At 48.1% G+C, this 13,393-nt stretch carries 9 protein-coding genes; 2 read left to right on the top strand and 7 right to left on the bottom strand.

Features of this window, described 5'->3' with window-relative positions:
* Positions 1 to 8: 8 nt before the first annotated feature.
* From ACR6Z4_RS16005 to ACR6Z4_RS15995, 3 genes are all read right to left on the bottom strand, one after another.
* Positions 9 to 1,334 carry a glutamate-5-semialdehyde dehydrogenase gene (locus ACR6Z4_RS16005; protein ID WP_479718296.1) on the bottom strand — a complete coding sequence of 442 codons (1,326 nt, stop codon included), beginning with the start codon at positions 1,332 to 1,334 and terminating at the stop codon, positions 9 to 11.
* Between the two features lie 192 nt (positions 1,335 to 1,526).
* Entirely contained in the window at positions 1,527 to 2,753 is a 1,227-nt protein-coding gene (locus ACR6Z4_RS16000; protein WP_479718295.1) for a DHH family phosphoesterase, read from the bottom strand.
* A gap of 998 nt (positions 2,754 to 3,751) precedes the next feature.
* Positions 3,752 to 4,249 (bottom strand): HNH endonuclease, encoded by a 498-nt coding sequence (locus ACR6Z4_RS15995; RefSeq protein WP_479718294.1) that lies wholly within the window; start codon positions 4,247 to 4,249, stop codon positions 3,752 to 3,754.
* A 419-nt stretch (positions 4,250 to 4,668) separates the two neighbouring features.
* Here ACR6Z4_RS15995 and fdhD point away from each other — a divergent pair, with 419 nt between their 5' ends.
* Complete coding sequence (gene fdhD / locus ACR6Z4_RS15990) at positions 4,669 to 5,490, top strand: formate dehydrogenase accessory sulfurtransferase FdhD (RefSeq protein ID WP_479718293.1); 822 nt, start codon at positions 4,669 to 4,671, stop codon at positions 5,488 to 5,490.
* Positions 5,491 to 5,688: 198 nt separating this feature from the next.
* Here the strand turns inward: fdhD and ACR6Z4_RS15985 are convergent, their stop codons facing one another.
* The 4 genes from ACR6Z4_RS15985 to ACR6Z4_RS15970 all read right to left on the bottom strand — a co-directional run bounded on the left by ACR6Z4_RS15985 (position 5,689) and on the right by ACR6Z4_RS15970 (position 10,820).
* The gene (locus ACR6Z4_RS15985; RefSeq protein ID WP_479718292.1) at positions 5,689 to 7,023 is read right to left on the bottom strand and encodes an oligosaccharide flippase family protein; all 1,335 of its coding nucleotides are present in this window, start codon (positions 7,021 to 7,023) and stop codon (positions 5,689 to 5,691) included.
* 26 nt (positions 7,024 to 7,049) lie between these two features.
* Positions 7,050 to 7,379: a hypothetical protein gene (locus tag ACR6Z4_RS15980; RefSeq protein ID WP_479718291.1), complete on the bottom strand. Its 330-nt coding sequence runs from the start codon at positions 7,377 to 7,379 to the stop codon at positions 7,050 to 7,052.
* Positions 7,380 to 7,597: 218 nt separating this feature from the next.
* Positions 7,598 to 7,897: a hypothetical protein gene (locus tag ACR6Z4_RS15975; protein WP_479718290.1), complete on the bottom strand. Its 300-nt coding sequence runs from the start codon at positions 7,895 to 7,897 to the stop codon at positions 7,598 to 7,600.
* A gap of 865 nt (positions 7,898 to 8,762) precedes the next feature.
* Positions 8,763 to 10,820 carry a prolyl oligopeptidase family serine peptidase gene (locus ACR6Z4_RS15970; RefSeq protein WP_479718289.1) on the bottom strand — a complete coding sequence of 686 codons (2,058 nt, stop codon included), beginning with the start codon at positions 10,818 to 10,820 and terminating at the stop codon, positions 8,763 to 8,765.
* 362 nt (positions 10,821 to 11,182) lie between these two features.
* Here ACR6Z4_RS15970 and ACR6Z4_RS15965 point away from each other — a divergent pair, with 362 nt between their 5' ends.
* Positions 11,183 to 13,381 carry a two-component system response regulator gene (locus tag ACR6Z4_RS15965; protein ID WP_479718288.1) on the top strand — a complete coding sequence of 733 codons (2,199 nt, stop codon included), beginning with the start codon at positions 11,183 to 11,185 and terminating at the stop codon, positions 13,379 to 13,381.
* Positions 13,382 to 13,393: the final 12 nt, after the last annotated feature.

Raw genomic sequence — 13,393 nt, 5'->3', positions numbered from 1 at the left:
CTGCGCCTTTACAAATCTCGGTGGGTGAAGGCTTTGGCATGGTCGCCAGTGTAAGCGGCAACAATATGTCCATCCCCTACCAATTGATATTGATAGGTCACTAAGCCTTCTAAGCCAACAGGTCCACGGGGTGGCATTTTTTGGGTGCTGATCCCCACCTCAGCCCCAAACCCATAGCGAAAGCCATCGGCAAATCGGGTAGAGCAATTGTGAAATACGCCAGCGGCATCTACTTGCGCCATAAAGGACGCGGCTGTTTCAGCGGTTTCAGTAACGATCGCTTCGGTATGACGAGAACCGTAGGTGTTGATATGGGCGATCGCATCTTCCAGCGACTCCACCACTTTGATCGACAAAATCAGATCACAATATTCCGTTGCCCAGTCTTCATCGGTGGCAGGTAGGATGGCTGTGGAAAGCGTTAGCTCTGCGGTTGCTGCCAGGGTAGGGGCATCGCCACGTAATTCAACCTGTTTGGCTTGCAACGCGGGGATGACAGCTTTCAGATACTCAGGGGCGATCGCCTGGTGTACCAATAGCGTTTCGATCGTATTACAAGCAGATGGATATTGGGTTTTGGCATCAACGGCGATCGCCACGGCTTTTGCTACATCGGCGGTGCGATCGACGTATAAATGGCAAATGCCGTCGGCATGACCCAGCACTGGAATGCGCGTATTGTCCTGGATGAATCGGACAAAACTATTGGAACCTCTGGGAATGATCAAATCGACATACGACTCTAACCGCAACAACGCCAGGGTTTCTTCGCGGGTTGTGAGCAATTGCACCGCTGCCGGATCCACCCCAGCTTGTTCTAACCCGTAGTGAATCGCTCGGATCAGGGCTTCGCACGAATGAACTGCCTCTTTACCGCCTTTGAGAATGACGCCATTGCCAGACTTAATTGCCAGCGATGCGATCTGCATCACGGCATCGGGACGGGCTTCAAAAATTACGCCCAGCACCCCCAGTGGACAGGCGATCCGGCGCAACTCTAAGCCTGTATCCAGTTCTCGGTGAATCTGCACAGTACCCACTGGATCGGCTAAACGACCGACATCTCTGACCCCTGCGATCGCCGCTTTCAGCTTTTGGGCATCTAACTTCAGCCGACCATATAGCGATGTTGCCAACCCCTCAGCCAGGGCAGCCGTGCAGTCTGCCTCGTTAGCTGCCAAAATTTCTGGCGTAAAGTGTTCCAGGGCTTGAGCGATGTGTTCAATGGCTTGATTACGCGCTGCCCCGGATAACACTGCCAGTTTACGAGCGGCGTCACGGGTTTGCTGAGCCAGATCGGTCAAGGAAAGGGGTGCAGTTTGGGCGAGTGTCATCTTACGTCTGTATGTCTAATTGGGCGGTCGCGACCTATTGTTATCCTATTGGATCAGGGCTTCAGTTGTGTCTCTGAAGCAGAGCCAAATTCTACAGCAATCCTATATGGCTTGTGAGAGGCGCACCCCGAAGGGGTGCGCCTCTCACAAGGGGGTGGAGGATCAGGATGAAAGGCGCGTTGATCCCATCCATTACGCCGTGCGGATCACGCCATTTTCGGGATTGACCAGCCGCAATAGCTTTTGTTTAATTTGAATGTCGAACACTTCCCACTTAATCCGGGTGTATTCGCTATTTTCATTGAATCCCGAAAGAAATCCCATGGGGATCTCAAACCCTCCTGCCATCGATCGCCCCCCCCCAAAGAACCGACCTTGCGTATCTTGTCCGAAGGCTTCTTTGATAAACTCATCGGGATCAAGGGTCAACTTATTGGTACGTAAGGAACCAATCACCACTTCTAAGTCTTCGTCTTCGTCGTGAACGATGCCATAGACGACAGCTGTATGGACGTTTTCTTCAGTCACCAGAAAATCGGCAGCTTGTGGGATCGCATCGCGATCGTCATAGCGCAAATAACCAACCCCTGCAATCGAAAAGTTGTTTTGTAAAATGCGGTTGCGTAGCGATCGCTCAATCACATCCATCACACGTTTAGAACGAGAAGCTTGCAATACCGCATTGAGTAACTGCGCGTCGTAAAAGCGACTGAGATACCCTGCTGCCAAAAAATCTTCTTCCTGCGCTTGCATCAGCCGATCCGTATCCGATCGCAAGCCATGCATCAATGCCGTCGCGCATTTGACATGTTCACTAACGCTGCTGTCAAGTCGCAGCAAACCTGCTTGTAGATATTGGGTAAAAATCGTCGCCGTTGCTCGCGCCTGGGGTCGAACGTCGATAAACTCGGCATCTAAATCACCCTGCATCGTGTGGTGGTCAATTACAACGGTGATGGGCACGTTGCTATGCTGCATTAAATCCAGCAGTTGGGTGGTAGTGCCCTGGTTGTCGATAAACACACACCCCTGGTAGCCCGATAGATCCTTATCCCTTGCCATTTGGGGGGTCAACCGTTGCACAGGCAAGCCTGTAATTTTTACCAGGGCAATATTTTCTTGATGGCTCAGCGTGCCCGCATAGACAATATCGCAGCGAATTTTATATTGCTGGGCAATCAGCTTGTATGCCCAGGCACAGGATAAGGCATCGGGATCAGGAAAGTCCTGCAAAATCACGAGTTGGCGATCGCCCTGATGGCGTTCCAAAACCGCCTGCAAATCTGCAACTTTTTGTTCGCCTAGCCGCTTGCCTTGGGGTGCGACAAGCCCCCTGTCTTTGCCGACTGAATATTCGATCTGAGTATTACCCAAAACCCCAGATTCTTTAGTGGAACTTATGCCGTCAGTGTCAGTCATTATCGGTAAGAGATTTAACGACTTTAATGAATCAGTTTGCATACAAGGGTTCAATAAAAAAGTTGGTAGATTTGCCTGCAAGTTCATCCTTGCAGATTGACAGGATATCGAAAGCCTGACGTTCAGTCTTCTCAGGTTGGATGCGCTCTATAAGCTCTAAAAAAGTGTGGAGTGCAATTAACTGAACGATAGGTTTAGAAGCAGAAGAAAGAGAACCCCCCCTGTGGGGAAAAAATTTGAGATCCTCTGCTGGCAGTCAATTGAAATTACTCACGCATGGCTTAACAAAATTGGGTCGAGAATAAAAGCACGGGTGGGATCTTTATGCCGGTACCGTTTTCACGTATACCTAAAAGATCCTCCCTGGTTTGTAACATTCTGTACGCAGATGAATGGATAACAGATATCGTAGGGAAAATCTTCAGGAGAAAAGATTTATCACTAAAACGCTGTCTTTAAAGGGTGCTTAAACAATTTAGATAATGTTTTGTTTCGTATGAGCTGACGATAGGCTGAGTTTTGATAATAAGGGTTTTGATCCAATCTATCTAAGTCATACCAAGTTTTGTCGTCCATCGCTATTCGCCAAGATGCGTAGGGCTAAAGGGGGACGTTGTGGCGTTCTTTGTCCTCCATAGATGGGGGCTCGATAAGCGGCTTGACAGCGTGATTTAACCTCACTGTTGAGACCCCAGCCGAGCCGCAACCTGCCGGATAGGACGCTACACACTCAGGATCAACACGACAATGGGTTGAAAAGCGGCACCCTACCCGGCTTTTCAACCTATCACCCGTCTTAACTGAATTGAATAAAGCTATCTCTGTCCTCCAAAATCCCACCCCCAATCTTGAACCAGGACGAGTGGGAACGATCGGTTATCTACTTAGATCTTGGCAAAAAAATCAGTGAGTGGCACTCTACCGCAGGAATAAGCTAAAAGGGTTAGTCAATTGTGCGATCGCTTGCTCTATCAGCTGACCTGGGGCGAGAACACGACCTAAACGCCAATCACATACTTTTGCCACTCTTTGTGGAGACCACTCTTAATATGCTTGGTCACTTCAAAGTAAAGACCACTGTAAGGTTTATGCGGCGTGTGTCGGAGCAACATACTGGCTTCTCTGGGGGTGCGGTTGCCTTTTTTGACGTTACATCGAACACAGGCGGTTACAATATTTTCCCAGGAATCGTTGCCACCTCGCGATCGCGGAGTCACATGATCTAACGTTAGCTCATCTCCTGCATAACCGCAGTATTGACAAGAGTGACTATCTCGGTGGAGGATATTTCTTCGGGTCAGTGGGATTTCTTTGTAGGGCACGCGTACATAATGACGCAGACGAATCACAGACGGCAATGGCACTTCGTTATAAATCATCTTGCCATTGTGCTCTATCTGCTCCGCCTTACCTTTGAGCAACAAGACGACCGCTCTCCTCCAACTCGTGATGTTGAGGGGTTCATAGGACGCGTTCAAAACCAGAACCTTGCCCATTGATGCTATTAGTTAGATCAAAGATTTTTACAGATACTAACACAGTTAGCGCTTTCTCAAGCAGATTCGCCTGATCTAGCTGTTAGCTGGCTTCGTGTTTTCGTGAAAACAGCCTATCAGACTCAAAGTTATAGCGCTACGCATTAGGGTTAGGACGGGGGTGCAGGGGTTCCGCCCCTGCGCCCCCACCCCCCGATGTCCTGACTAAATTGCGTAGAACCATAGAGTCTAAAAATAGAATAAAATCCCAGCTTTGTTGCGGCGCGGCTCCGCCGCGCCGCAACAAAATTGTTTTTCTTAGAACCACAAATCTTCAGGCTATAGAATCTATCCGAACGGTTATTCGAAGAGTTGATGTTTTGGATCCTGCGGATCCGAAACATCGACCCTTCGAATGATGAACATGACCAGGTTGAACTATGGATAGCAAAGTTAAAACGCAGGTCTGGGTCGTTGACCAGGGAAACGGGCGATCGCGCATCGATCAGCTGGCAACCGAAGAACCGCTAGAAATTCGCCTGGTGCATCCCCAACGCACCGTTGCTATCACCATGCGCACACCGGGGGCTGATTTTGAACTGACTGCCGGATTTCTCTATAGCGAAAATATTGTGCAGCAGCGACACGATATTCAAACGCTGCGGTATTGCGTTGATCCCGATGTAGACGGTGAACAGCGATATAACATTGTCAATGTTTTGCTGCGAGATGGACTTGATGCGGATTTACAGCCGTTAGAACGGCACTTTTATACCACCAGTGCCTGTGGCGTGTGCGGCAAAGCAAGTTTGGATGCGTTGAAGGTGCGAGGATGTGCGATCCTGTCAGATTCGATGACAGTGAGTGCATCGGTCGTCTATAGCTTGCCCGATCAGCTGCGATCGCGACAAACTATTTTCTCCAGTACGGGCGGACTGCATGCGGCTGCCCTGTTTGATCTCGACGGCAACTTACTGTCGTTAAAGGAAGACATCGGACGACACAATGCCCTGGATAAACTCATCGGCACAGCATTACTCAGTGGAGAATTGCCCTGGCGCGATCGCATTCTCCTGGTGAGCGGTCGATCTAGCTATGAAATTTTGCAAAAAGCTCTGATGGCAGGCGTTTCTATCGTTTGTTCTGTTTCTGCACCGAGTAGCCTTGCTGTTGCGATCGCTGCCGAATTTAATATCACCCTGATCGGGTTTTTACGCGGCGAACGCTTCAATATCTATACAGGTCGGCAACGGATTCTATAGTAGTCGAGGGGTTGATGAGGACAACGGTTGTGTGAGAACCCACGCTCCGCGTGGGTTCTCACACAACCTCCTGATTTAACTGTCTCGACGGTTGCTATATAGCAATCCTGTTTGATTCGTGAAAATGATCAGTTGTGAAAGCGCCCGCCCTTCGGGCGGGCGCTTTCACAACTGATTTGGAATCGCTATATCTCTTGACTAACGAAATGTTGCCAGAATGGAAGGATGAACCTGTAAATGTTTGACCACTAAACTATGTAGCCAAACATTCCACAACATCATTGCCAACGCCGTTGCCAAGGCTGCTCCAGCAATACCAAACCAACGAATACCAATCCCATTCAAAAGGATATTTACCAGGGCACTCACGCCCATCACCAGTGCAGATTGAGATTGGTGTCCGGTCATCATCATCAAATACCCGACTGAACCGGCTCCTACATTCACCAACTGTCCCACAATCAAAATGATCAGAGCCGTCTTGGCAGCAATAAATTCAGTGCCAAACAGTTGCAGTACGGGTTCAGCAAACGCCATTAAGCCAAGACCGATCGCCAATGCCGGATAAAACATCCACCGAGCAATCGTTGAGACCAATTGCTGCAATCCCTGGCGATCGCCCTGGGCGTAGAGGGAGGCAATCATTGGAGCCGAGATGGCATTGACTGCGCTCAAAATAAAGTGAACCCAGAGGGAGGTTTTAAGCGCAGCACCATATAAACCGACGGCTTTAACCCCCAACATGGAGCCAATCATTAACGTATCAGATTGGCTTAACACTAAATACGAACCATCAAATAACATCAGGGGGAGTGCAACGTGCCACCATTGATCGAGCGCAAAGACAGGATCGGCTTGAAATACATCGGTTGGCAATGTCCGCTGAAATACTACGGATTGCACCATCAGCACTCCCAACAGTGACACCATCGCCAGAACAATCACAATGGTAGGGTTCAAATCAGATCGAGTTTGCCACAGACCCGCGATCCCTACTAAGACAATCGGCTGAGCGATCGCCGCAGGGGCATATGCCAACACAATTTGTTGAAAGGCTCGAATGATTTGCTGCTGAAGATTGATCAACGCCATTAACGGAATCAACCAGACTCCGACGAGCAAGGGGGTTGCATAGGGCAATATGTGGCGTCCGTTGAGCCACAGCAACACACCCGTGCTACACAATGCTGTGACGCAACTGGCAATTACCGTTTGTTGCCAACTACCCCGCAACAGACCTCGCAGCCGTGACCAGTCTTGCTTGACCCGATACTCAGACACAAACCGTAAGGCAGCAGTGGGTAAGCCCAACCCTGCCAGTAAAGCCAGGGAAATATCAAGGGCAATGACATACTCATAGATGCCGTACTGGGTCACCCCCATCCACCGCGCCAGCAAGATTTGAGCCGTGTAAAGGCTAACCAGGCTGATCAGTTGTACGCTCAGCGACGCTCCTGCTCCTCGGACTAGTGTGCTCAAGATTTGCGATCGCTGCAATGTCACCCAAAACTTGGGCAAGCCAAACTGGCGCATTCCTCTTTTCCGGTTTAGGAACTATATTAGCCTACTCCCCCCAGGTTCAGCCTCAACGCAATCCAGCTGACTAGCACAATCAAGCCAATCGCCCGACGAAAGTAATTGACACCTTCAAACAGTTCTTGCCATGCCCAGGTAAACAATGTGCCAAATGCCACTAAATCCAACGCCGTTCGGATGGTGCCATTGGGGAGGATGAGTTGCAGCAAGGTTGCCGCTAACCACACCAAAATTGGTAGATTGGGCATCTGAGCAATTACAATTTGTCCACTACTATCTCGAAAAGTCCGATCGAATAGTGTAGTTTTCTTTGCTTCAGGCGTTTCTAGATCACGGTTTAATTGAGCTGGCATTGGTTCTATTTCAACTCGTATTTGAGCTTAATACTAGTCCTGTTCCATAGGACTGCGCCTATACCAAGCGTTAGATTCAATCAAACAATTTAAGATCATTCATTCATCAACCTGAAATAACATTGAGAGAGCGACGGTTTTGCCGTTGCTCTCTCAACGTGATTTCGTGGTGCTTCCCCATCTCATACCCATACGAACGGTTCTAGCACCGGCATCGCTCATACCGTCTCTTGTTGTGCGAATTCTTTTTGAACATAGTCACGTAAATGGGGACGTAGCACATTGGTAATCACTACACCAAAAACTGCGCCGCCCAATCCACCTCCGATCGCACCGCCGATAATACCTAAAAAGCGAATCCCAACCGCAACCAATATTCCCAATACAAACAGGCTTGCCCAGGTTTGCCAATACTTAAAAGCATACTTGGAGTAGCAGGCTTTCCAGGCTTGTTGACGCTGCTTGGGGGTGAGATTCGCCAATTCAGGAATATCTTTAGTAGACCAATACATTTGCATAATTAAAACACTCCATCGATGAAGAATTTGAAATTACATATCGTAACGTTGCGCTTGGGTAGAGCCAGATGATGCATTTGAAAACCTGATTCTGCAAGCTGTTCAACCCATAGGGATGGTATTCATGAAATAATTTATGGTTAGAGAAATGATTCTGCCTGGAGTATGTTTTAAAAGTTGTTTTTTCGGGCGCTTCGCGCCCGAAAAAACAACCCTCTTAGCGAGTTTTAAAACACGCCCTAGCAAAAAAAGATGACTTTTTTAGGGCTATCCAATCTCTCTTTAGCAATACCGTATTTTTGGGTTCACATTATACCGATTTAAACGGAACTTAATGCTTGAAGATACGGGTTGAGCGCTCTATCCATACAGGGTTCTGAACTAACGTCATGCTGGGAATGGGAGTTTTCTCGCGGGGCAACTCCGTTCTCTACAACACTGGTAGATCATGCTATTCGCTTAGTTCCAGAATAGGAATGGGTTGTGAATAGGCGCAAAGAGCAGCTTTTCGAGCCATTGCCAGATCTAACGCGATCGCCTCAGACGTTATGATTTAGCTCAAACCGTGATGATGAGGCTTACCCACATAACAAAGCCGCGGATCAAAGTCCGAAGGGTTACGGAATAATGAACGTTGCATCTTTATCCAGATTCATGTTGGTTCCGTACAATTCCCGAATGCACTGCCATTTTTTTAAGGCAAACTGTCATTAACTTTTGGTTTTGGACAAACGCCTCGGACCTCCGGGGCGTTTTTATGGCTGAAATTAGCACCGCCCCATCCCTCAACAAAGGATGGGCGTGACAGCCGCGCTTCGCGCGGCACATCACCCGTTTTAATCGTCGATTTTTAATGGACAGACCACTATCCCATAGCCAATGTTTTTACGAGAAAAGCCCATTTATCAGAGGCTTCTTCGATAACTTTGGTGGTTGGTTTTCCGGCTCCATGCCCCGCTTTGGTTTCGATACGAATCAACACAGGTGCTTCGCCCTGGTGAGCAGCTTGCAGGGCAGCAGCAAACTTGAAACTATGGGCTGGAACCACCCGATCGTCATGGTCAGCCGTGATAATTAATGTGGCAGGATAGGCTGTCCCTGGTTTCAAGTTATGTAAGGGGGAATAGGCATACAGGGCGGCGAATTCGTCTGGATCCTCAGGTGACCCATAGTCTGAGCACCATGCCCAACCGATGGTAAATTTGTGGAAACGCAGCATATCTAGGACACCAACCGCCGGTAAAGCAGCGGCAAACAGATCGGGACGCTGAGTCATACAAGCTCCAACCAGCAAGCCACCATTACTGCCCCCGGCGATCGCCAGTTTTTGGGACGACGTATAGCCATGGGCAATCAGCCATTCAGCAGCACTGATAAAGTCATCAAATACATTTTGTTTATTGAGCTTAGTGCCTGCCTGGTGCCAGTCTTCACCATATTCACCACCGCCGCGCAAGTTAGGAATGGCAAAGACGCCCCCCATCTCCATCCAGATCAGATTGCTGGGCGAGAAAGACGGGGTAAGGGAAATGTTGAACCCTCCATACCCATAGAGATAAGTGGGATGATTGCCCTCTAGCGCCAAGCCCTTTTTATGAGTAATGAACATGGGCACTTGCGTACCATCTTTGCTGCTATAAAAAATTTGTTTCGTTTCGTAGTCGTTGGGGTTGAAATCGACCTGAGGCTGTCGGAATAGTGTGCTTTCACCCGTTACCAGATCGTAATGGTAAATCGTATTGGGAACGGTGAAACTGGTAAAGCTATAGAACGTTTCTGTGGCGTCACGTTTGCCACTAAAGCCACCAACGGAGCCAATGCCGGGTAACTCTACCTGCCGAACTTCGGTACCTTGCAGGTCAAAGATTTTTACTTGATTGTGAGCATCTTTGAGATAGATGGCGACAAATTGATGATTGAGGATAGTCAACCCTTCTAGAGTTTCTGCCGCTTCAGGGATGATATCCCGCTGTGTACCTGTGCTGAGATCGATGGCGATCGCCTTGCCCCTGGAAGCGTCTCGATCGGTACGAAAGAAAAACACCCCATCGTGATGGTCGATAAAGCTATAGGATGCTTCAAACTCCTGAATCAGTTCCACCACGGGTGCGTCTGGGGTTTCCAGATCTTTGTAAAAAATTAGATTTTTCGGATCCGTGCCCTTCCAAACTGAGATGATCAAATAGCGTCCATCTTCAGTGACACTGCCGCCAAAGCCCCATTCTTTTTGATCCGGGCGTTCGTAGACCAATCTATCTTCAGACTGGGGAGTGCCCAAGCGATGGTAATACAGCTTCTGGAAATAATTCACCGCCTCCAGTTTGGTGGCTTCATTCGGCTCGTCATAGCGCGAATAGAAAAAGCCCTGGTGATCATGAGTCCAGGATGCTCCCGAAAATTTTACCCAGCGCAGATGATCTGCCAGGTCGGTGCCCGTTTCGACCTCTCTCACCTTCCACTCTTGCCAGTCTGACCCAGAGATGGAAATACCGTAAGCCATGCGGTTGCCATCTTCACTAATTTCTAAGCCCGATAGTGCCACAGTGCCATCGTCTGACAAGGCGTTGGGATCAAGCAATACTCTGGGTTCTGCATCCAGACTGGGTAAGGTGTAAAGGACACTCTGATTTTGTAAGCCGTCATTTTTGAAGTAAAAATAGCGATCGCCTTGCTTAAAGGGCGTCCCATATTTTTCGTAATCCCAAAGCTGGGTGAGGCGATGTTGAATGCGATCGCGAACTGGAATCTGGTGCAGATAACCAAAGGTAATCTGGTTTTGGGCTTCAATCCAGGCGCGGGTTTCAGCGGAATTGGGATCTTCTAGCCAGCGGTAGGGGTCGGCAACTAACGTACCATGATAGTCATCGACGTATTCAGCTTGACGGCTGATGGGATAGGGAAAGGGGCGATCGCTAGAAACCATAGCTCAGAAGATAGGAGGACGACTCTAATCTATCGCTAAATTCACCTCAATCTATAGAAATTGTGTGCCTGACGATAGAAAATGAGCTAGGAGCGATCGCCTTTGGGCTGATTACCAACCTGGGTTCATGGCTCCTGAGGATCGTGGATTTAATAAAACCAAAGACTTTGGTTTTGCAAGTGCGGCAACGCCGCACTTGCAAAACTAAATTTCCGGGTTTTATTAAGTTTGTGATTCTAAGGATCACAGATTCATTAACCTGTCATTCTTTTGGAGAAAGCGCTGGCTCCGCCATTGCCTCTCCAAAAGAATTGGGTTTTGTTCCATCATCAGTTGAATTGAGTACCCGGATAAATATCAGAGTGAGTCAAACCCGTCCAAAAGATATCTTAATTATTGATGATGACCCTCATAACCTACGCCTTCTCGCCGATACATTGACCAAAGTAGGCTACGAAGTTCGGGGGGTAATTAGTTCGGCAATGGCGTTGAGAGCGGTGCATTCTGCTCTGCCAGATTTAATTTTGCTCGATATCAGAATGCCAGACCTGGATGGATATGAAATCTGTCAAACCTTCAAAGCCGATCCCAAAATCAGCCATATTCCCATCATTTTTCTGACGGCACTAGATGAAGTGATGGATAAGGTGAAAGCCTTTGCCGTTGGAGGTGCAGACTATATTATCAAACCCTTTCAGATGCAAGAAGTGATTGCTCGCATTGAAAATCAATTGATGTTGCAATCTGCCCGAGCAGAAATTTGCGAGCTCAATCTTCAGCTTGAAGAACGAGTCAAACAACGAACAACAGAACTGGAAACCAGCAATCAAGAACTCCGACGAGAAATTTGCGAACGCCAACGTGTTGAACTGGCTCTGCGAGATAGCGAAGAACGATTTCGCCTGATTGCAGAAAACATGAGTGATTTGGTGTGTTTGCATCAACCCGATGGACGATTTATTTATCTCAGCCCGTCTTGCCAACAAGTGTTAGGTTTCACTCCCGAAGAGTTAGTGGGTGTCAGTCCCTATACCCTTTATCTGCCAGAGGATATCGACCGCATTCAGCGAGAAGCTCATCAACTGATTTTGGATGGGCAACTTGTATCCATTCGATATCAAATGCGGCGCAAGTCAGGAGAATACATTTGGCTAGAAACGCTGGCAAAACCCATTCTAGATGAACAGACTCAAGAGGTGATTCGTCTGGTGACCGCCTCGCGTGATATCACCGCCAGAGTTCTGGTTGAGCAACAACTCAGCCATGATGCCTTGCACGATGCCCTTACGGCTCTGCCCAATCGGACATTGTTTATGGAGCGGGTTGACTTAGCCCTAAAACATTCACAACGACGAGAACACTACTTGTTTGCTGTGCTATTTATTGACCTGGATCGGTTTAAGTTGGTGAATGATAGCCTGGGTCATTTAGTGGGGGATCAAATATTAGTGGCGATCGCCCATTTATTAAAAAGCTGTCTGCGAACGGTCGATACGGTTGCCCGTTTGGGCGGAGATGAATTTACGATTCTGCTGGATGACATTCAAGACTTAAAAGATGCCACACGCATTGCCGAACGGATTCAAGAACAACTCAAAACACCGTTTTATCTAGAAGGCCATACAGTCACCATCAGTGCCAGCATTGGCATTGTTTTGGGGTTTAAAGATTACGAGCAAGGCTCCCATCTGTTGCGCGATGCAGATATTGCCATGTATCGTGCCAAAGCCAATGGCAAAGCCCGGTATGAGATTTTTGATCGGGAAATGCACGCCCAGATTTTGCGTGTGTTACAAATGGAAAGTGATTTAAGACGCGCACTTGAACGCCAAGAGTTTTTGTTGTATTACCAGCCCATCATCTCGATCCTGACTCTAAAATTGGTTGGCTTTGAAGCACTGATTCGCTGGCAACATCCCGAACGAGGATTGGTCAACCCCGATGAATTTATTCCCGTTGCCGAAGATTCGGGTTTAATCATCCCCATTGGTGCGTGGGTGCTGCGTCAGGCCTGTCAACAAATCCGCCTCTGGCAAGCTGATCATGCCCAGGCAAAGACATTGACGATTAATGTCAATTTAGCCAGTCAACAAATCAAAGAACCCATATTTTTACAGCAATTAGAAGAGATTTTGAGGGAAACTGAGCTGAATGGACACTCCTTAAAATTAGAAATTACGGAAAGTATGCTGATGGATAATACAGAAGCCGTTATCCAAATGCTGTCTGACATTCGAGCCAAAAATATTCAACTCAGCATTGATGATTTTGGCACTGGCTATTCTTCGTTAAGTTATTTGCAACGATTCCCTGTTAATACACTCAAAATCGATCGCTCTTTTATCAGCCAGATGAGTTCGAATGACGAAAGTGTGGGGATCGTGCAAACCGTAGTTACCCTGGCACACACCTTGAAAATGGATGTGATTGCGGAAGGGGTAGAAACGGCGCGTCAGTTAGAGCAATTAAGTAAGCTGGGCTGTGATTTTGCCCAGGGTTACTTCTTTGCCCAACCGATGGATGCGGCAGCAGCAACGGCTATTATTCGGCAACAGGTCTAGCGATCGCCATCA

This window comes from Calyptranema fuscum S582, from assembly GCF_055793305.1.
The sequence above is the reverse complement of the archived record's forward strand: the minus strand, read 5'-3'. Positions and strand labels throughout refer to the sequence as shown.